Genomic DNA, 21,183 nt, shown 5'->3' with positions numbered 1-21,183 from the left:
CTAACTCCCTTTGTTCGAGAAACTCAGCCGATGCGCAACGCGCGCAGATCGAGGTGGCCGTCCTGGATGGGCGGGCACCAGTAGTAGCCGCCGGTGATCGGCCGGCTGATGCGATACAGACCATCAGTGATGCCGTCTTCCAGACCGCTCATGCGCCGCAATTGGGCTTCGAAGGCGTCCAGCGAAACACCGAAGGCGAGGAACATCAGGCCGGCGCGATCACCGTCGATCCACGGCATCGAACGCCGCACGACGAAGGCTTCGGGGGCGAAGCTTTCCTGGGCGGTGCGTTTGACGTGGGCGGAGACTGGCGCGTCGTCGATTTCCTCGTTGTCGCTGAGGCGACGGCCCATGATGTTGTCCTTGTCTTCGGCAGACAATTTATGGAAGCCCTTGAGATCGTGCTGCCACTGCTGGATCGCGGCAAAGCTGCCACCGACCAGACCATCAGCGCCCTCGCCCAGCAACGCGGCGGCGATCGCGGCGTCATCGTGCGGGTTTTCAGTGCCGTCTTCGTAGCCCGTCAGGTCATGGCCGTCCTTGTGGCGGAAGGCTTCCTGCATGTCTACCAGGCGCAGCGCCGGGGCCAGCGCGGCTTCGAAGGCGTTGCAGCGATTGAGCAGTTCGCCACGATCGACCCCGTGCAGCCAGACCCACAGCGCGTGCTGGGTCGACGGGTTTTCCACGCCGACGCCGGTCATCGCCGGGAAGCTGCGCAGACCGTCGATCTGCACATTCAGGGCCTTGGTCAGGGATTCACCGAAACCGATCACAGCCGACTTGCCGTCCACCAGATTCATCAGGTTGTCGATCGCCTGCGGCAGTGCGGCTACCGACTCAAGGGCGAAAAACAGGTGACGTGCTTGCGCAGGAACGGGGGTGGCGAGAATGCCCGGCTGGTAGTAACTCATGTGAACTCCTTGGGAAAGTGCGCGGGAGTTTACCTGTGGCTGGAGGGTTTGTGGGGTTGAAATACTGGTGAGTGGCACACGGAAGCCTGTGGCGAGGGAGCTTGCTCCCGCTCGGGGGCGAAGCACCCGCAAACCCCGCCGGCATGGTGTGTCTGGAAAAATGGCGTGGCAGGTTTTGGGTCTGCTGCGCAGCCCGGCGGGAGCAAGCTCCCTCGCCACAGGGGAACGATGTCTAAGCGGTGCTTGCATCCTGGCGCCAAGCACTCGGGCTCATCCCCGTCCAGCGCTTGAACGCCCGACGAAAACTGCGCACGTCGCTGTAGCCGACTTCTTCGGTAATCCGCTCGATGGGCATGTCCGGATTGGCCAGCAAACTCATGGTCCGTGCCTGACGCACCTGCTCCAGCAGTGCCTCAAAGGTCAGCGCATGCTCGGTCAAACGGCGACGCAAGGTGCGACTGCTCATGTTCAGGTCGCCGGCGATCTTCTCGATATGGCTGCCCCGGCTCAAGTCTCGGGCAATTGCCCGTTCCACCGCTTGAATCAGATCGAGTTTCTGGTGTACCTGCGCCGCTTCCAGCTCCAGCAAGGCCACCGCCTGACGCAGCGCCAGCGAATGATGATTGGGCAGATTGACGTCCAGCCATTGCGCATCGATCAGCATGCGGTTGTGCAGGCAGCCGAAGCGTACGTCCGGCCCGAGCAGGCGGTGGTATTCGCTCAGGTAATCCGGCGCGGCATGCACGAACTCCACGGCAATCGCCTTGAACTCATTGCCCGCCAAGGCCCGGCCATACACCAGCAGGCTGGCGAAAAACTCTTCGACGGCGAACACCTGCACATCGGCGAACGGCAAGCGGCACTCGGCGTTCAACTGCACCTGATCGCCGACCACGTCGACACTGGACACCACGATCCCGCCGGAGGTGTGCTGATGGCGGATGCCGAGGGCAAAGGCATCGCGCAAGGTCTTGCACAGCGACAGCACATGGCCGAGCAGCCCCAGCGTCCCCAACACATTCTGCGCCCCGACCCACAACCCCAGCCCCTGATTGGGCAGCACTTTGAGCGCGCGCTGAATCATCGCCACGGCCTGGCGGTAGGAGATCCGCTGCGCCGGATCCTGCAGATCTTCGAGGGTGAAACCCAGGCCACGGCACAGGCTTTCGGGGTCGATGCCTTTGTTGTGCACGACTTCGGCGAGGGTTTGCAGAAGGAACGGCGAGACCAGCGCCAATTCAAAAGTGGGGTCTTGGACTTTTACGTTCATGGGGGCTGACATTCCGGATCAAGCTTGATTGTTATTTTTGTAACCGGTTATGTCGAAGGAAGTTAGCACAGGGTTGGCCGACTGTCCGCAGAAGTCCCCCTAACTGTCCGCCAATACCCTGCCCCGGCGGGCGCCAAGCGCTTATTTCTATGGTGCCGGACGTTCTGCGTACCGGCGCCACGTCCCACCACAATAATAATGAGGACAGCCATGAGCCCGAACCGCGCCACTTTCCCCTTGCGTCTGGCACTGACCTTGCTCGGTTGCACCGCGTCCCTGCCAGCCTTGGCCACCGAAGCCGGCGTCGACAACATCGGCCCCGGCACCGACGGGTTCTTCATGCTGCCGCTGGAGGTCGACAGCCTTCCGCAGAACATGGTCGCGTTCAACCTCTACTACAACCATTACAAGTCGACCAAGCTCAACATCAGTTCGCTGGGCGGCAAGGTGCCGAATGTCGAGATCGAATCCACCGCCGTCATCCCGCGCATTGATTACCTGAGCCCGGTGCGGGTGTTCGGCGGACGCCTGGCCGGCTACATCGCCCAGCCCTGGCTGAAGCAGGAAGTCTCGGTGTACGGCCTCAGCGATACCCGCGAAGGCATGGGCGACACCACGATTGCGCCAATCATCCTGTGGGACATGGGCAAGAACCTGACCCTCGGCGCTGCGCTGGAAGTCACCGTGCCCACCGGCGAATACAGCGTCGACCGGCTGGCCAACACCAGCAACAACTTCTACACCTACAAGCCGCTGTTCTCCTTCACCTGGCTACCCACCGACAAGACCGAAGTGTCGATGAAGACCACTTACAGCTTCAATGAAAAGAACAAGGACACCGACTACAAGTCCGGGCAGATCTTCCACTTCGATTATTCGGCCAGCTACAAGATCACCGACGATGTGATGTTCGGTATCAACGGCTACTACCTCAAGCAGACCACCGACGACAAACAGTACGGCCACACCGTGCAGTTCGCCGGGCAGGATGTGGATGACGGCGTGCGCGGCAAGGTCTTCGCGATTGGCCCGGCGCTGCACCTGACCTTCCTCAAATACGCCAGCGCGGAGATTCGCTGGGCCAAGGAGTTTGACGTGGAAAACCGCCCCGAAGGCGAGATGCTCTGGGCCAAGGTCAGCATCCCCTACGCCTTCTGACCTCGACCTGTAGGAGCTGCCGCAGGCTGCGATCTTTTGATCTGGCTTTTAAAAAACAAAGTCAAAAGATCGCAGCCTGCGGCAGCTCCTACAGGGAACGGTGTTGCTGGCGAATCCGATGACAACCTTCGTCGATTTTCCCTTAGGGGCCACGGAAACGTCTGACATCTTTCCCGCCAGTGCTTCGGGATACTTCGCACTTCGTCTTGCCAGGGACGACAGCGAGCCACATCCCCCTTAGACTGCTTCACATTGATCATGGAGGTCACTATGAGCGCCGAACTTTCACTTATCGTTTCAGACTTCGAAACCCCAGAGCAGGCCGCCAGCTATGATCGCTGGTTCCGGGCACAGGTACAGGCCTCGATGGATGATCCGCGGCCCAACATCCCCCACGAGCAGGTGATGGCCGAGATGCGCGCCCTCATCGAATCGAAACTCAACAAAAACAGTGCGGGTTGACTGGCGACCTGAAGCTCGCACTCAACTCTGGCAAACCCTGAACTACATCGCTGACCGTAACGCCGTTGCGGCCAGTCAACTGAACGCCGCCATCGAAGCGGCTACCTCGGCCCTCCCACTTCACCCCTATCTTTATCGCTTCGGCAAGGTCGCCGGTACCCGGGAAATCGTTGTCCATCCCAACTACGTCGTGGTTTATCGGGTGACCGACCGGATCGAGATTCTCAACCTTTTGCATGCTCGACAAGCGTATCCCTGATCCTCCCCCTTCCACTCAAAAAAAGGGCGACCCACCGGCCGCCCAAAGTACTACACGAGAGTCCTTTACAACGTCAGCTGCCCCCGTTCCTCCTCGGTCAGCTGCTGTTTCGCCTGTTCATCCAGTGCCCCCGCTCCCAGCACCTGCACCGGGCTGTTCGGGTTGTAACCCGGCGCCGGCGCACGGCTTGCACCATCACGGCTCGGCGCCAGTTGTTCGTTGCCGAAACTCAACACCTGCACGGTGAACACCGACGCCTGGTTCTGCCGCGCCGCTGCTTGCTGCTGACGCGCCACGTCTTCAGCGGCCTGGGTTGCCGAAGACGCCGCCGAACTGGCCGAGGTGATCGCGCCGGTGTTCACCGCCGCCACCACCGGTACGCCACTGGTTTTACCCTGCACGGCGATGTTGGCGGCGTTGACTACGGTCAGCGCGGCGATGTTGACGTTGCCCGAGACGCGAATGCCCGCCTCGCCCGCATCAATGGTGCCCAGCGGCGCGATCAGGTCGATGTCTCCCGGCGCCACTTCGGCAATCGGGTTAAGGGTGGCGATACCCGCACCGGTGCTCGGCACCGAAGGCGACAGGGTTACATTGCCCCAAGTGTCGTACACGCGTTTCGGCGGGGTGTAGACCACAGTGGTTTTCGAGCCGCGACCGGCGTTGATGTCGCCCTCGGCGGACCAGCCGAGGATCGAGCCGCCGAAGGTGGTCATGATCCGGCTCTGCCCCAGCAGAATGCTGCCCTGCGAGTAGAGCTGAATGTTGCCCGAACCCTGCGTAATGATCCCCGCCGTGGACGGTGGTGCTGCGCCTTCGATGCCGAACACCTGACCGCCGCCCGGCGTGAGCATCTGGATATCGCCGCCGAACAGGGTCTTGACCCCGGCGCCACCGTAGAGCGTGATGTCGCCGTCGTAGCGGATCGGGTTGCCCGCCACATCGGTGGTCGGGAACAGCGCCGCGATGGCATTGCGACCACGCAGATAGCTGCCTTGACGCGGGCCGTCGACGTCGTTGTACTCCAGGCCGCCCGCACGCAGTTCGGCGAAGTACACCTGCCGCGCAAAGATCGCCTGCTCGGCGCTTGGCAGCGCGGCATAGAACGCCTGTGCCTGCTCGGCGTTGCCGCTGAAGCCGTAGCCGAGGGTCAGCCAGCTCTGCAATTCGTCGAGGTAGGTCTTGACCACTTTGCCCGGCTGGCTGTTGAGAGCGGCATTCGGATCAGCAAGGTTTTGCGGACTCAGGTAACGGGCGATGAACCTTGTGTAATCCGGCCCCTGCGCGCCCGTGCCCGCCTGCAATACCACGCTGGCGCCAGGCCGCAAATCCCCGGCCACTATCGAGCCGAGACTGGTGATGCTGGCGCGGTTTTCCATCAGGATGTTGCGCCCGGCATTGATGTCCAGCGTGCCAGGGCCGGCGATATCGAAGCTGCTGTAGAGAATGTCGCGACCCGCCGACACCCGCGATACATCTCGCTGGTCATTGTGGACGAACAGGTTGCCAGTGGAAAAAATGTTCTCCTTGCCGCTACTCATTTCCACTGTCGGCACCGCCGCAGGCTGCCCCAGGGTAGTGCCGGAAGCAACGATGTCGCGTCCGGCGATCATCCACACAGGCCCCGCCGCTTCGTACCAGGTGCGTCCGGAAGTGGAAAAGCTCAACGTTTCGCCACTGCGAATGCCCACCAGATCCCCCGTCAGCGCATAGAATCGCGCCGGCCCCTGTACGTCGTTCAATCCCGAGTAGCTGTTGGGACCAAAGGCAAACAGCGGATATCGCACGTTGCCCTCAGGTGCCACACCATCGTCGCTGTAGTTGGTGCGCAGCGGCTTGCTGGTGTTGCTGTTGGTGGTATACGTGTTGAACGCCGGGTTGAGCGGCGTGGTAATGGCCATCGGGCTGGCTCCCGACTGGTTGATCGCATAGCCACCGGCGTAGATAGAGTCACCTGCCAACAGTTCAAGCTGTCCCGACTTCGACGGTGCCAGGAGCAGTGAGTAACCTAGCAGCGGGTAGATATCCACGCCAGTGAACGTCGCGGACGGCCCTGCATAGATGGACCCCTGCCCCGCCACCGCGCGCAGAATCGACGGGTAGACAAACCGGCCATCGGTAGGCGAGGTATTGCGTCCCGTGATCAGGCCGTTGCTGGTACTGAACTCGGATATCTGTGTGCCCGGCGTCAAGTTCCCGCCAGCCGAGAACAGATCGATTGCGGTGTGATCCGTCCACAATGAGAAGCCACTCAGGGTGCCGCCCTGCTGAACGCTTGCGTCGGCCGCCATGATCGGGCTGGCGTTCATCAGACCGACTCGCCCAGGATCCGCTGCACCGCCCAACACCAGATCACCGCGGCTGCTCAGGCTCATGCCCGAGTCACCCGGAATCAGTACCACGCCTCCGGAAGCGCTACCGGTGGTCGAGGTAAACGGATCAAGTGCCCGGGTTTCCCGAAGATCATTGACCACGGTGCCGGCGCCGTACTGCAGGTTGATGCCACCCAGTGCTCCACCCGTCATTTGTGCCGCACCGCGCAGGTTGATCAGCGCACCTTGCAGATCATGGACCGGTTTGCCGATACCGGTTTCTCCGGCCCGCGCTTGCAGCGACGGGTTGAGCGTGCCGCCGATACGAATATCCATGTCACCACCACCGGTCATCTGCACGCTGCCATCGCTGGCGACTCGACCGGTGCTGCCGACTGCGACGATCAGCCCCTGCCCGCGCGGATAGTGAACGGCATCGCCCATCGGTTTGAGCATGCCGGCATCACCACCAGTCCGCAGGCTGATATTGCCCCCGCCCAAGGTGCCGAAACCGGTGAACCCCACCAGGTACGGTTCAGTATTAATCACACGATCCGAGATCATTTGGGTGGCGTAACTGCCGAAGTTGATCCACCACGCCGTGGGCACATCCGGGCTACCCGTGCCTTGGCGCCACAGCCAGTTGCCCACTGCCACACTGGCCATCTGCTCGCGGAACCCAGCCGCTTCCGATTGCGCTTTCGTGCCCACCGAGTCACCCGACACCGACCCGCCGGCATTGATTGTCAGGTTGCCCCCCATCTGCGGATACCAGGCCTGATAGAGGCTGTCGCTGCCGCCGTTGACCCACTTTTCATAATCGGCGCCGGCGGTGCCCAACACCGAGTTATTGTCCGAGAGATGCCCGCGTTTCTGGTTATACAACGGGTCGACATTCGATGACTGTGTACCGGCGGTGTACACGCCGAAAGGCGAATCCATGCTCAGGTTGCCGGCAGCCATCAGATCGAGATCGCCAGTACCGGTGCGCAGGACACTGAACATCTGCGTATGAGCTTTAGCGGTTTTTCCGGGATTGTTGCCGATGCACAGCTCTGGCTGCAGATCACAAATGAATTGAGCCTCCTCGGGAACCGGCTCGTAATCCGGGCCCGCTCCACTGCCTGGCGCCCAGACCCAGCGAGCCATGGGGGCACAATCGCTCGGCTCGATAGTGCAAGCAACCAGAGCGTCATCGGGGACGGGTTCAAACTCGGGGAAGCCATATTGGTTACCCGCCGCCCAGACCATTCGCCCGGGCGATGTCGTCACCTTCACACCGTAATGAGTATCGGCCAGCCGCAGATCACCCTCGCGGGTCACCGGTTTCACGACACGACTGTCGGCTGAATCAATATCCGCACCCGCTACCACGCGCATCGACCACGACGCACTGCCAGATGGCAGCATGCTCGCCACCGCCCAGTTCTTGCCTTGCTGGTCACCCGTGAACGGACGCAGTTCGATCAGCGAAGTGCCATCGGCAAGCTTTACATCCGTCATCGAAGGAATCAGCGAGCCGCGCAGCAAGGCCAGCGAGCTGCTCAGCTTCACACCGGAAACCGTTAAAAGATCGAGGTCGAAAACCCCTGGCAGCGGCACGCCCCCGGGCCAGGTCATGGCCTGCAGGCTCGTCGCCTTGTTCAGGCGGATACCGGCACCCAGGCGAGTGTTCGCCGGCAACGTCACACTTTCGCTGAGCAACGTTCCCGCCGCATACAACAGATTTCCGTTGGCATCATGGATAGCTCCCGCCAGCACAGTGCCGACGCTGAACGTGTACGCCTCGCCCAGTACCGCCTGGGTCGGCAGCAACGTGCCACTGGCCAGTCTTGCACCCTGAATCGTCACGTCGTAATTGAGTGTCGCGCCCACCGGAAACTGCGTGCCCTCGGCCAGTGTCACCCCACTGCCCGGCACGATCAGATCGCCACCGAACGGCTGCACACCGGCAATCAGTTTCCAGCCGGCATTGTCCTGGGTTTCCGGTGGCGGCGCGAAGCCGTCATTGATGCTGCCGTAAATATCGAGGTTGCCACCGGCACGAATCACCAGGCTGCCCGCTTCGCCGGAACCATTTACGGAGGGGTTCAGCTGCGTGTGCGGATTGAGACTGGCGTAGCGATAACCGGACAAATCCAGATCGCCCTCCACCACCAGATCACCGTCAGCCGTCTTGCTGGCGATCTCCACACCGGGTCGCAAGTGGAACGCATCGGCATACGTGGCGTTATTCAACCCGGCGAGCTTGCGTTGCAGCAGATCGTTGTTGCCCAGTGCGGCGTTGATAAAGTTGCTGCTGTCGCCGTGAATGCGTTCAAGCATGGCCTGATCGATGACTTGATACGGCCGACCACTGACCGCCTGATCGACACCCTCGCGGGCATCGGTGTAGCGGCGCAAACCGTTCAGGCCGATGGAGCGAGCGCCCTGAATGGTCAGCGCACCGCTGGCATCGATGGCGATGTCATTGCTGCCCAGACGCGGCGCGTTCAGCTCCAGCGTACCGCGCAGCATTCCATCGTGTTGTCCGGCAAGGAAACCGGGCACGGCATCGGTGCCGTGGCGCAGGTCGATCCGTGCGCCGCTGCCCAACGAGAGCAAACCATCGCCGGAATTCAGTTCGACCGTGGCGCGGTTCGGCGCATCGATGATCTTGCCGTAGCTGTCGACCCGCAGTACGCGACCATGGGCATCGAGCACGCTGCTACCCGCCAGGGTCAGACCATTTTTCGCCGACAGACGAATGCTGCCGACACGCTCGCCACTGGCGTCGATCAGACCGGCCACCGTCAGGCTGCCATTGTCCACCGACACATTGACCTCACCGGCCTTGAGGCCGTCGCCGATCACCAGGTTGCCTTGCTTGAGCTGCAAGCTGCGGCTGCCGTAAACCTGCCCGGCATTCAAGCGCTGGTTGAGCGCGGCAAACTGCTCAGAGGCGTTACCACCCAGGCGCTGCGCGCGAATGTCCACGCCACCGGCCTTGTACGGCACCAACGTGCCGCCGGCGTCGTAGTAACCGCTGCTGCCGCCGACAATCTCGCCTTGCAGATCGACCATCCCGGCCGCATCGGCCAGCGCGACGACGCTGAGGTTACCGGCCTGATTGTTGTTCGCCGACAGGTCGATCCGCGAGCCCGCAGCCTGACGGATATTGCCGTTGGCGCTGTACAGCAATACGTCGCCGCCCCAGCTGTATTTGCTGACATCGTTGAACGGCAAGGTACGTCCGGCCATGTCCAGCACGGCACCAGTGCCCAGCGTCAAATCGCCCTCGGACTTGACGGTCAACTTGCCGCTGGCCAAGGCGATACGGCTGTCGAGCACGATATCGCGGGCTTCAAGATTCAACTCCGCACCCAAGGCATTCGCCACGCCGGCAGCGCCAGCGCCACTGAGCGTCAGGCTGTTGCCAGCCTTGAGCAGGCTGACCGAAGCCGCTTCACCGGTGAGCAACGGCGTGCGCAGGTTCAGATTGCCGCCACTGTAGCTGTAACCCTTGAGCGGATCGTAAGCGCCCTGTTCCTGATACACCGCCAGGCTGCCCTTGTGATTGGCGGTGATGCGCTCGTTGGCGCTGAGGTTGACGTTGGCAAAACCCAGCGCCAGACGATTGTTCTGATCCAGACCGCTGGCCTGAGGCATCGGGCCGTAACCCAGCTCGATCCGCTGGGCCTGAATGTCCAGCGTACCGCTGCCCGTACCGGCGCCACCGGTAATGACGCTGCCGGCGCTTTGCGTCGCGCCGTTCCAGATCAGGTTGGCAGTACGAATGCTCGCCACATCGTTGGCATCGCCCAGACCGTAGATCGCCGGGGTGACCAGCACCAGGTTCTGCAGTTTGCTCTGGCCGGTCTGTGGATCGATCGTGTCGAGGCTGACGCTGCCGAAGAAATTGAAGGCGTCGCGAGTGGTCAGGCTCAGGGTTTCCAGAGCCGGCGCGGCAAACTGCGTATCACCGCGCAGCAAGCGGTCGAGTACGTTCTGGTTCAGCGTCAGGCCGGCGGGCACGCGGCTGCCCGCCGCTGCAAGTGCTTCGGCGCTGCCGGCATTGACCGAGCCGACCGACAGTGCCAGATGACGGGTGCCGAAACGCACCGCTTCACCGAGTTCGAACTGGTTATCCGTGGCGGCCGTGATACTGCCGTTCGAATACAGCAGGGCCGGATTGTTGCACGCACTCGCTGCGCAAGTGCCGATCCGGATGCTGCCCGCGCCGCTGATGCCGCTGGCCGCTTCCGGCGCCAGCACATTGGTCCAGCCGTTGGAAACGACCAACAGGCTGGAACCTTTCGGCTCATAAACGTAACCGGCCAGCGAGTCGTAGGCCACGTTGCCACGCCCCAGCGTATTGATCCCGCCTCCCGCCTCGACCGTGATGCCGCCAAGCGTTGACGTGGTACGCAGCAAAACCTGCGGCGCAGACAGAATCGCCCCTTCACGCAAGACAATACTTTCACTCGCGCCCAGGAAGCCGATGATGTTAGCGGTCGTGTTGTACAAGACATTCGGCATCGCACCGATGGTCAGCCGCCCCGCGTTGAGGCTGTTGAGCGTGTCGGCGTACAGCGACACACCGTTGAAACCCGGTGTCGATGCACGGCCCGCACCCAGTATCTCGAAGCTGCTCCCGGCGTTGCCGCCACGTACCACCGCTGTGCCGGCCATGCCGCCCTCGGCAGCCTCGAACAGCGTGCGCCCGTTGAACTGCAAAGCGATGTCTTGCTTGCCGCCGGAGGCCAGGCGCAGATCCAGTGTCTTGCCGTCCATGGGTGCCAGCGCACGCGGCACACCGCGCCGGGCGGCGTCGCTCTGGATGAATTGAGAGAAACCGGTTTCGTTGTACTGCGAGTAACGACGCAACACATCGGCTGACGTGAGAATCAACTGACTGGCCAGGCTGTCACGCAGGCCGGTATTGGCAATCGACATCTGCCCGCTGCTGGTCCATGAACCATTGCGCAGTGGCAACGCCCCCGTTGTCACGCCGGGTGCTGCCTGACCGTTTACCTCAACCCGGAACGCACCAGGCATCAGGGCAAACGTTGACGGCAACAGTGTGTAAGTACCCGCCGCCAACCCCGGCACACCGGCGCCAATAGTGATCTGCTGGCCAATGCGCGGATCGCCCGCACCCGCTTCGGCCAGCATCGGCGCGTAGCTGCTCTGGTTGCCGGGCACGATGGCATACACCGGGTTGCTCGCCAGCCCCGGCAGGCTGAAGGTGCCGTCAGTCGCAGTGCGCACCAGCGGGTTGAAACGTGCATCGGTGGAACCCCCGCGACCGGACACGAAACCGGCGCCACGCAGATCGCCACCGCCGGACAGGTCGATGACCGCACCGCTTTGCACATCGGCGAACTGCGTGCCGATCGACACGCCTGATGTTTCGCCGGAGATGCCGTCGAGCACCACGGATTTGCCGTTATAGCGATAGTCGATACCGTCCGTGGTGCCACCGTATGGCATGACCAGGCCGGCACCGCTGACCGAAGTCAGACTGCCCGGCAAGAGGCGAACCTCGTGAGTGGTGCTGAGCAAATCGTCACCCAATACGATCTTGCCCAGCGGTGCACGCAAGACACCGCCCTGTTCGATGTACGCGGCGGAAAAAATCAGCTTTCCGAATGCCGAGTACGGCACCGCAGTCGGTGCCGCGCCGTGGCCGCTGATCCGCAAGGTGTGTTCGGAAACCGGGACGGCGCCCTGATAACCGGCACGCACCTCAGCCTGAATGCCGGTGGCGGGATAGATCTGCGCCGCACCGAGGTTCAAGTCGCCCGGCGTCCACAGCCTGGTTTTCTCCGCACCATCATTCGGCGCGAGGAAGCGCAGGTCGCCGCTGCTGTCGAGGCTCACCAGACCGAAAGCCCGACGGCTGTATTCAACGGCCGGCGCCTGCCGTTGCAGGATCGAACCCTGAGTCCCGAAGGACAGGCCATTGCCCACGTCCAACAAATTCGCGGAGGCATTGAACGTTGCATCGGACGATCGGGCCGTCGGGCCAGGGAGCAACCGTGGGCGCATCATGTTGAAGCCGGCGAAGTAGGTGCCCACCCCTGACAGACGCAGGTATGGAGCACTCAAATCAACCCGTGCCGAGCCTTTGGAATTCTCGGCGAGAGACAGAGCTGCGGCAAAGAGACTGAGGCTCTGATTCATGCGCAGATTGACGTCACCGTCAAACGACAACAGACCGTTGCTCAGCAGGCTGAGATTGTCGAAACCGCCCGTCATCAAGCCATCGGCACTCAGACGGGCTTGACCGTAACGCAAGCCATCGGCGCCTTCGCCGGGTTGCAGGTTCGCGGGCAGCAGCTCGTTTTCTGCCGCCTGGCCAATGATCATTTCCCTCGGCGAGCGCACCGCGTTGCTCGCCGAATCGGAATACAACGGCGTCTCCAGCGCCAGTTCCAGACGACCACCGGCCGCCCCGACGCCACCCGCCGCCGCACGCAAGTTGCCTTCAACGAAAAGACCGTTATAGGAACTCAAACTGATGCGCCCGCCGTCCGTTGCGATACGCGTCGGGCCTTGACCGGCGATATCCAGAACGGCCTCGGTGCCCGTGGCATCCAGCCGCGCGCCCGGACGTACAATCACGTAGGCATCGGCAGCCGTGGCGGTTGCCAGTTTCGGATCGATCTCGCCGCCGAGGATGATGCTGCCGCCCCTGCCGACCTGCCCGTAAGTGCGGCCCAGGGTGTCGGTCGCCGCATTGGCACGCCCGGCGACATCCAGCACGGCCTGCTCGCCGATCCAGATCGAGCGGTCATGTGCGCTCGGATCAGCCGTTTGAATCGAAGTGGCCGGCTGGATCGAGCCGAATTGTTGCTGACGAATATCGATCGTGCCGCCCCAGGCATTCAGTTCACCGTCGACAGTGATCTGCCCGGCACCGCGCAGCTTGATGCTCTGTCCCGGGTCGACGCTGATGCGCGAGCCACGGCCCAGGGTCAGCGGGCTGTTGGCCGCGTCTATCAGCCCGACCAGCGTCGCGCCACCTTGCAGGGTCAGGCTGGCACCGGCACGTTGGGTCAGCACGCCCTTGGTCGGGTTTTCCTGGAACAGCGTCGGTGTCCACAGCTCCAGCGCCGTTCGCGGATCGACGCCACTGACCTGATTGGGTGCCGCATCACCGAAACGGTACACCGGCAGGGTCACATCAATTGCGGCGCCTTCGGCAACGTCGAGCCCGCTGAGACCGATCAGGTTGTAAGCGGAGAACCCCTTGCTGAACAGGTCGGTGGACAGTTGCAGGGTGTTGTCTGCCAGGGCTTTATCCGTCTGGCCGACGAGAATCCTGTTGGCCTGCACCGTCAAGGTGCCACCGCCCGTGACGCCATAACCGCGCAGTTCGCCATCGAGGTTCAGATGCGATGTGCCCGGCGCGGAAATAGCGCTCGACTCCAGCGTCAGATCACCACCCTTGCCACCCCGGGTCTTGCCATTGGCGAGCATGGCGCCACCGGAAGAAGCGTCGAGCAGGCTGCCGGCAGCGACGTCGATATCACCGCTGCTGCGGATCGATATCAAGCCACCGTTCAGATACGCGAGGCTGGCGTTATCGTCCGGGTTGGTGCGCAGGTTGCTCCACAGCCCTCGGGTGTCGAGATGCACGCCCTCGGCGATGCGGGTTTGCGTGGTTTTTCCGGCTTTGGCCGCCAGGCGAGTGTCGGTGTTTGCGCCACCATTGAACTGATTGAGTACGTTGCCCAGACGCAGGCTGCCACCGCGAGCAGTCAGGTCGGCGCCGATCTGAACATCCGGGGCGTACAGGGTGATGTCGCCACCGCTATCGACCGTCAGCGCACCGTCAACGGCGATCTGATCCTTGGCCGAAACCTTGAGCGCACCGAGGCGGAACCCGTTGAGCTGATCGTTATCGAGATACAGCTTGCCCTTGCGGGTATCGGACACCGCGCCGGTGAGGTCCGGATCATTTCCGGCCACCGGGCGCGCGCCACCGATCTGCACCTGATCGAGCAATGGATTGAGGGTGTAGAGCAGGCCATTCGACGCCGCGACAAAGGTCGGGTCGTAACTGCCGACGATCAACTGCGCACGCCGGGCCAGCGCGGTCTGGCTCTGCTGGTAGCCGTCGAGCACCGGTTTCGGCGCCTGATTCTGCCGCTCGCCCTGGTACACATCGCCGATCATCTGCCCGTCAAGCACGGCGTTGGCCGTGGCGATCACCAGTTGCCCGGCATCGCGGCCCACGGTGTAACCCGACTCGAAACGCGAGCGCGGGGCAATCAGCGGGGTGTAGTAATAACGGGTCTGGCCCCAGCGCTCGCTGCTGTCTTCATAGCCTTTGTACAGCCCGGTATAGAGCAGATCCCCCGGCGCGCGCGACACTTCATACAACTTGCCGTCGGCGCCACGCAGCCAGCTCTGGCGGATCTCGCCGCTCTGCACATCCAGGGTGCCGCCGGACAGGTTGATCAACGAGCCTTTTTCCGTGACCACGTCGTTGCCGGCAAAACTCACCGTGCCGCCCTGAGCCATCCATTCGCCGACGCTGTGCCCTTGGGTGCCGAGGTAACCGCCGACTTCGAGCAAACCGCCCGCCGTGTACCAGCGATCCGTGGCGTAGCCGTTGGTGCCGGCCGGCACATACACCAGATCGCGCACATCGACCCAGATGTCATTGCTGTTGAGCGCGCCTTTCTCGCGGTTGACCGAGGCATCGCGCTGCTCGTTGCCTTGCACGTTGATCTTGATGCTGTTGTTTTCCATCGCCACTTTGACGCCGAGGGCACCGGACACATCGATCATCGCGCCGTCGCGCACCAGGCTGCGGCGCTGTGCGCTGACCGCGACCTGGCCGCCGGTGGCCAGGGTGATCGAGCCGTTCTGGAACTCGACACTGCCGCCGCTCTGAATCTCGACGCGTGACTGGTCGCTACGGATCCGGTTATTGGCCGTGACGCCCGTCAGCGCGGCCTGATGCTGGCTGTCGAGGGCGGTCAGGTCACTGCTGTCGAGCATGATGGCCGTGGCACTGCCCTGCCCCAGCGTGACGCTGCCGCTGCTGTCGGTGTTCGGGTTGGTCAGGTGAATCGTGCCACGCGTTGCCACTGACGTGCTGGCGAGCAATACACCGTTCTGCACCACCTCATGACCGGTCAGGGTGATGTCGCCGGTGGCGGACTGGATCAAGCCGTTGTTGGTGACATTGCCCGCCACGGCACCGGCCTTGAAACCTGGGATGACTTCGTTGCCGAAGGTGGTGGACAGCGCATTGCCCTCGGTGCCCGAGCCCTTGCGGATATAGAAACGGTCACCGGCGGCGAGCACGGTCTGGCCCTTGGCGGTGCTGATGCTGCCGTCATTCTGCACTTCATTGCCGAGCAGCAAGGCATAACCACCGGCAGCGGTAGACGATGCCGGCTTGTGGGTGTCGATGGAGGCACCGCGTTCCACCAGCACCTTGCCGACGGCATCGGTGAAGGTCGGCTGGGTGCCGGTGCTGTCGAAGTACAAGCCACGATCACGGAACTGGATATCGGTGATGTTCGCCGCTGCCGCCACCAGGTTGCGCACATTGACCTGACTGCTGCCGCTGAACACGATGCCGTTGCGGTTGATCAGCATCACCGTGCCGTTGCCCTTGATCTGACCTTGAATCTGGCTGGCCCGGGCATTAGGGTCGTTGACCCGGTTGAGCACCGCCCAGTTCGACTGCTGGGCGAATTCAACGGTGGTATTGCGACCGACGTTGAAGGTTTCCCAGTTGAGAATGGCCTTGTCGGCGGTCTGCTCGATTGTCACTGTGGTTTTGCCATCGACCTGGGTCTGCTGCGGGCCCTTCGCGTTCTGCCAGCCTTGAGTCAGGCTGTTGTCGACCTTCAAGCCACCCTCGCCCAGGCCGTCCGGCACGAACTGCACCGTGCCCAACGCAGCAGCGCGCCCGGCCGCCTGCGCCGCCTGTTGCGCAGCAATCGCGGCAACCGTGTTGTTCAGGGTCTGTATCGAACGCTGCAACTGCGCATTGGCTTTTTGCTGTTGGGCCAATGGCGGTATCATCCCCGGCAACCCGCCAACGCTCGGACGCGCCGCTGCGGCCTGCTGCGCTGCCCCCTTGGCGGCAAACCAGCTCGAACTGAACGCCGTTTGCGCCTGCGCACTGCCCGCCACCAGACACAACGCCACCGCGTGCGCCAATGGCTTGAGCAGCCACAGCGTCGGCTCCACGGCATCACGCTGGAAGGACTGAACGTGGGTACGACGACGGGATGGGCGAGCGAGCATCACTACGAGATCCTTTTTTGATTGCCACATATGGCCGCAGGCGCGCAAATACCTGCTGTTACGACATAGGCAGTTGGCGGAAGGCGCGACCGAACGGATGTCACACAAACTTCATGTTGGGCGTGTATCCGAGCCAAAAAAAATGACGGCAACCCGAAGGTCGCCGTCATCGCTGTTACGACCGCGCGAGCTTACAAAGGACGACCGATAGCGTTGCAGACGCTGGCGTTGTTGATGTCCAGGTTGTTGCCCGAGGTGTTGGTGATGAAGTTGGCGGTTACAGCGGTTTTCCAGGCGTTAGGCACGGCGACGAACTTGTGGGCCTGAGTCGCAGTGTTGTTGCCCGGATTGCTGTAGTGCTGAGTCAGGAAGGCTTTGACGGCTGCGGCCACGGTTGCATCCTTGTAGCACTGACCGAAAATGAAGTTGGTGTAGGCAGCCAGCTTGTAACCCGAAGCCGGGTTAGCCACCACTGGCGACCAGTTGGCAGGGTTTGCAGCCTGGGCCGGGGTCGAAGGAGCCGACACCGACGACAGTGCCAGGGTGACGTTGAGCGAAGTTGGCTGAACACCGTTGACGCGAGCAACGACAGCGTTGCTGGTAGCGTCGACACCGTCCGGACCGACATAACCGATCGAGCCGTCAACCGCGTTCACAGTAGTGGCGACATCGGACGTGTTGGCGACGCCAACCCAGTTCGACGGCAGCGCCGAACCGGCTGGCAGACGCGCGTTGGTGAAGGTCGAGTTGGTAGCGAACTGAGTCGGGCAAACCGAGTTCAAGTGACGGCTGAGGATTTCCGAAGTGCCGCTGGAAACGTTGCGGTAAACAACGCGAATCGGCGTGGTGTCGGTCGTGCCGAGCAACTGGCCCCACGTGGTTTTGGCACCGGAGAAAGCGTCGCACAGCTGAGCGCTGGTCAGGTTCAGAGCGGTCTGGCCGGCTTTTTTGTACGGGATGGCAACCGAAGTGGCCACCGAAGGCAGTTGAATCAGCGGGCCGTACGAAGCGCCGTAGGTGGTGTTGTAGGTGCTGATTTCCGAAGCGCTGAGGATCGAATCGCTACCGGCGAAATGCACGGTGCCGGTGGTGCTGAAGCCGGCCGGGTTGTTGGTCAGGAAAGCAATCTTGCCGGCCCCGCTGCCCACGGCGGCGTAGCTGAAGTTGGCTGGCAGGATGCTGTCGGCCGAACCTTTGTACAGAGCGGCTGGCAGAGTGGCGCCACCACCGGTAACGGCCATGGCTTGAGCGGAAGCCAGGGCGGCGACGGTCAGGGAAGCGGCGATCAGAGTGCGCTTGAACATGAAGAATCTCCTTTTCAACGATGGGTGTGAACACAGGTTTTCAGGGGTCTTGCATGACACTGGGAAGACTCACCGCTGACCTTCGCAAGCGGGGTCCGTGGTTAAGTCGCACTGAGAAATTCGCAGTTTCCGGTGACAGATAAAGGAAAAAACCTCGGGAGCTGCGTAGGGTTTTTCAGCGGGTTTTCTCGGGTGTTTGCGGGGGATGGCGAGGGGTCTGGATCGTGGGTTTGGCTGAAATTGGCTGCAGCCGTTGCGGGGTGGTTGCAGATGACAGAAAGGAGAACCCGAGGATGGGGGAAACCTGACTCGGGTGATGCTGAAGCCTTGGAAAAAAGTCTGAATTATTTGTTGTTCTGCATGGCCCTATCGCTGGCAAGCCAGCTCCCACAGGTATTGATGTTGTGACACAGATCGCATTAACAACACTGCCCCCTGTGGGAGCTGGCTTGCCAGCGATGGGGCCCGGGCAGACAACATCAATCGCAGCTACTGCACCAACTGGTTGATCTCAATGATCGGCAACAACACCGCCATCACAATCACCAGCACCACCCCGCCCATCACCACAATCATCAGCGGTTCGAGCAACGCGGTCATGCCCATTGCCCGCCGTTCGATATCCCGCGACAGGGTCTGCGCCGCCCGTTCGAGCATCGGCGGCAGCGCGCCGGTTTTCTCGCCGCTGGCGATCAGGTGAATCAGCACCGGCGGAAATACGTTCTCCACCCGCAACGCCGCCGCGAGGTTCACCCCTTCGCGAACCTTGGCCGTGGCGTCGCTGACGCTCAGGCTGAGTCGATCATTGGATAACGTCTGCCGCGCCGCCTCCAGCGCCCGCAACAACGGCACCCCGGCACCGCCGAGAATCGCCAGAGTCGAGGCGAAACGCGCCGTGTTCAGCCCGAGGATGAAACGCCCGATCAGCGGCAACTTCAGCACCCGATGATGCCAACTCAAACGCGCCGCCGGGTTGCGTAAATACAGGCGCCAGCACCAGAAAGCGCCAGCCATCACCGCCGCACACAACCAACCCCACGCCCGAATGAAATCACTGGCCGTCAGCATCGCCAAGGTCAGTCCCGGCAGATCCTGCCGCGCCTGGGAAAACGCGCTGACCACCTGCGGCACCACATAACTGAGCAGGAAAATCACGATGCCGATCGACACCAACCCGACCACACCGGGATAGATAAACGCGGTGAGGATCTTGCCGCGCAGGTTGTTGCGCTCCTCGATGTAATCCGCCAGCCGCTCCATGACCTGCGCCAGATCACCGGACTCCTCCCCCGCAGCGATCAACGCGCGGTAGATCTCCGGAAAATCCCGTGGCCGCGCGGCCAGCGATTCCGCCAGACGCATGCCGCTGCGCACATCGGCGCGTACCGCACTGAGGGTGTGGGCGATGTGTTTTTTCTCGGCCTGCTCCACCGTCGCGCTGAGCGCTGCTTCCAGCGGCAGACTGGCGCCGAGCAGGCTCGCCAGTTGTCGCGTGGCCCAGGCCAGATCGTTATCCGACATACGCGCACTGAACAGACCACCGCCGCCATGCTGGGCGACGTTGCTTTCCTTGTGCACCGACAACGCGGTCAAACCACGGCTGCGCAACACGCCGAACGCCGCGCCCTGGCTGTCCGCCTCCAGGTGCCCGGACTCGATCTTGCCGGTAGCGTCGGCGGCTTCAAAACGATAGCGATTCATCAGGCGTCCCGGGTCACACGGAGGATTTCTTCAGGGGCGGTGGCACCGCTGCGAATCCAGCGCTCACCGTCCTCGCGCAGGCTGAACATCCCGGCCTTCGCCGCTGCCGCACGCAAAGCCTGCTCCCCTGCCCCCTGGTGAATCAGGGTGCGGATGTCGTCGTCGATGCAGAACAATTCGTGGATGCCGGTGCGGCCGCTGTAGCCGGTGTGATTACACGCCGCGCAACCGACCGGGCGCCAAGTGCCGGGTGTCGCCGGGTCTTCCTGCTTGCACTGATTGCACAGCCGTCGCACCAGCCGTTGCGCCAGTACGCCGAGCATCGACGACGCGAGCAAGAACGGCTCGACGCCCATGTCGATCAAGCGGTTGACCGCCGAGACCGCGTCGTTGGTGTGCAGCGTCGCCAGCACCAGGTGCCCGGTGAGCGAAGCCTGCACGGCGATTTGTGCAGTTTCCAGATCGCGGATCTCGCCAATCATGATGATGTCCGGGTCTTGCCGCAGGATTGCCCGCAGCGCCAGGGCGAAGGTCATGTCGATCTTGGCGTTGACCTGAATCTGGCTGATCCCCGGTAGGTCGTATTCCACCGGGTCTTCGACGGTGAGGATGTTGCTGGTGCTGGCATCCAGTCGCGCCAGCGCGGCATAGAGGCTGGTGGTCTTGCCGCTGCCGGTGGGGCCGGTGACCAGCACGATGCCGTGGGGCTGGCGGATCAGGTGATCGAGTCTGGCCAGCACCTGCGCGTCCATGCCCAGGGTTTCCAGATGCAGACGCCCGGCCTGTTTGTCGAGCAAGCGCATCACCACCCGCTCGCCATGCCCGGTGGGCACGGTCGACACGCGAATATCGATCGGTCGCCCGGCCACACGTAGCGCGATGCGGCCGTCCTGTGGCAAGCGTTTTTCGGCGATGTCGAGCTGGGCCATGATCTTGATCCGCGACACCAGCGCGCCGTGCAACGCCTTGCGCGGCGAGACCACATCACGCAGCGTGCCGTCGACCCGGTAGCGCACCACCGAATGGGTTTCGAACGGTTCGATATGAATGTCGCTGGCCTCATCGCGGGCGGCCTGGGTGAGCAAGGCGTTGATCATACGGATCACCGGCGCACCGTCCTGGGTGTCGAGCAGGTCGGTGATTTCCGGCATGTCCTGCATCAGGCGGTCGAGGTCGACTTCGTTTTCTGCTGCACCAACTACCGCCGCCGCACTGCCGGTATCCGCGTAGGCTGTGGCAAGCAGGCCATCGAGTTCGTCGTCGCGCACGCGCTTGAGCGACGTCTCACCAAACTGTCGGCGTACCTCGCTGATCGACCAGCCGGGCGTCGATGGGCACACCGTCAGCACGCCGTCGCACAACAGAATGCGCTGGGCCTTGGCCCAGGCGTAGGGAAGTGAACTCATCTATAACCCCTCCCCAACTCTAGGGTCTAGACATGTTTTTGTGGCGAGGGAGCTTGCTCCCGCTCGGGGGCGAAGCTCCCGTAAATCCGGCATGCAGGGTATATCTGGAAGAATGAGGTAGCAGGTTTTGGGTCTGCTGCGCA

The 21,183-nt window shown here is 62.5% G+C and carries 9 protein-coding genes; 3 read left to right on the top strand and 6 right to left on the bottom strand.

The features are described from left to right. Positions 1–23 precede the first annotated feature (23 nt). Together ACU680_RS04625 and ACU680_RS04620 are read right to left on the bottom strand one after the other, a co-directional pair. Positions 24–911, bottom strand: coding sequence for a Dyp-type peroxidase (locus tag ACU680_RS04625; RefSeq protein WP_448178768.1), 888 nt, complete (start codon positions 909–911; stop codon positions 24–26). Between the two features lie 232 nt (positions 912–1,143). Continuing rightward, complete coding sequence (locus ACU680_RS04620; RefSeq protein WP_400757884.1) at positions 1,144–2,181, bottom strand: AraC family transcriptional regulator; 1,038 nt, start codon at positions 2,179–2,181, stop codon at positions 1,144–1,146. 210 nt (positions 2,182–2,391) lie between these two features. Here ACU680_RS04620 and ACU680_RS04615 point away from each other — a divergent pair, with 210 nt between their 5' ends. The 3 genes from ACU680_RS04615 to ACU680_RS04605 all read left to right on the top strand — a co-directional run bounded on the left by ACU680_RS04615 (position 2,392) and on the right by ACU680_RS04605 (position 4,060). Continuing rightward, positions 2,392–3,339: a SphA family protein gene (locus ACU680_RS04615; protein WP_448178767.1), complete on the top strand. Its 948-nt coding sequence runs from the start codon at positions 2,392–2,394 to the stop codon at positions 3,337–3,339. Between the two features lie 270 nt (positions 3,340–3,609). Next, the gene (gene relB / locus ACU680_RS04610; protein ID WP_003225628.1) at positions 3,610–3,801 is read left to right on the top strand and encodes a type II toxin-antitoxin system RelB family antitoxin; all 192 of its coding nucleotides are present in this window, start codon (positions 3,610–3,612) and stop codon (positions 3,799–3,801) included. After that, a complete protein-coding gene (locus ACU680_RS04605; protein WP_045122487.1) occupies positions 3,791–4,060 on the top strand; it encodes a type II toxin-antitoxin system RelE/ParE family toxin in 270 nt (89 codons plus the stop codon). Before relB ends, ACU680_RS04605 begins: the two co-directional genes overlap by 11 nt. Before the next feature lie 65 nt (positions 4,061–4,125). On the opposite strand, the gene ACU680_RS04600 is transcribed toward ACU680_RS04605, so the two are convergent. From ACU680_RS04600 to gspE, 4 genes are all read right to left on the bottom strand, one after another. Continuing rightward, positions 4,126–16,629, bottom strand: a complete 12,504-nt coding sequence (locus tag ACU680_RS04600) for a filamentous hemagglutinin family protein (RefSeq protein ID WP_448178766.1) — start codon at positions 16,627–16,629, stop codon at positions 4,126–4,128. Positions 16,630–16,820: 191 nt separating this feature from the next. Then, positions 16,821–17,933 carry a substrate-binding domain-containing protein gene (locus tag ACU680_RS04595; protein ID WP_367084300.1) on the bottom strand — a complete coding sequence of 371 codons (1,113 nt, stop codon included), beginning with the start codon at positions 17,931–17,933 and terminating at the stop codon, positions 16,821–16,823. Positions 17,934–18,422: 489 nt separating this feature from the next. Further along, positions 18,423–19,634: a type II secretion system inner membrane protein GspF gene (gene gspF, locus ACU680_RS04590; RefSeq protein ID WP_448178765.1), complete on the bottom strand. Its 1,212-nt coding sequence runs from the start codon at positions 19,632–19,634 to the stop codon at positions 18,423–18,425. Further along, positions 19,634–21,040 carry a type II secretion system ATPase GspE gene (gspE, locus tag ACU680_RS04585; protein ID WP_448178764.1) on the bottom strand — a complete coding sequence of 469 codons (1,407 nt, stop codon included), beginning with the start codon at positions 21,038–21,040 and terminating at the stop codon, positions 19,634–19,636. The genes gspF and gspE overlap by 1 nt, the downstream gene beginning before the upstream one ends. Positions 21,041–21,183 lie beyond the last annotated feature (143 nt).

The organism is Pseudomonas sp. LF020 (assembly GCF_053456425.1).
Note: the sequence above shows the minus strand (reverse complement) of the source record. Positions and strands in the feature narration are given on the sequence as shown.

Bases quoted from the DNA above. Each gene is read 5' to 3' on its own strand.
- ACU680_RS04625 (WP_448178768.1), bottom strand. From the start codon at position 911: ATGAGTTACTACCAGCCGGGCATTCTCGCCACCCCCGTTCCTGCGCAA.
- ACU680_RS04620 (WP_400757884.1), bottom strand. From the start codon at position 2,181: ATGAACGTAAAAGTCCAAGACCCCACTTTTGAATTGGCGCTGGTCTCG.
- ACU680_RS04615 (WP_448178767.1), top strand. From the start codon at position 2,392: ATGAGCCCGAACCGCGCCACTTTCCCCTTGCGTCTGGCACTGACCTTG.
- relB (WP_003225628.1), top strand. From the start codon at position 3,610: ATGAGCGCCGAACTTTCACTTATCGTTTCAGACTTCGAAACCCCAGAG.
- ACU680_RS04600 (WP_448178766.1), bottom strand. From the start codon at position 16,629: ATGCTCGCTCGCCCATCCCGTCGTCGTACCCACGTTCAGTCCTTCCAG.
- ACU680_RS04595 (WP_367084300.1), bottom strand. From the start codon at position 17,933: ATGTTCAAGCGCACTCTGATCGCCGCTTCCCTGACCGTCGCCGCCCTG.
- gspF (WP_448178765.1), bottom strand. From the start codon at position 19,634: ATGAATCGCTATCGTTTTGAAGCCGCCGACGCTACCGGCAAGATCGAG.
- gspE (WP_448178764.1), bottom strand. From the start codon at position 21,040: ATGAGTTCACTTCCCTACGCCTGGGCCAAGGCCCAGCGCATTCTGTTG.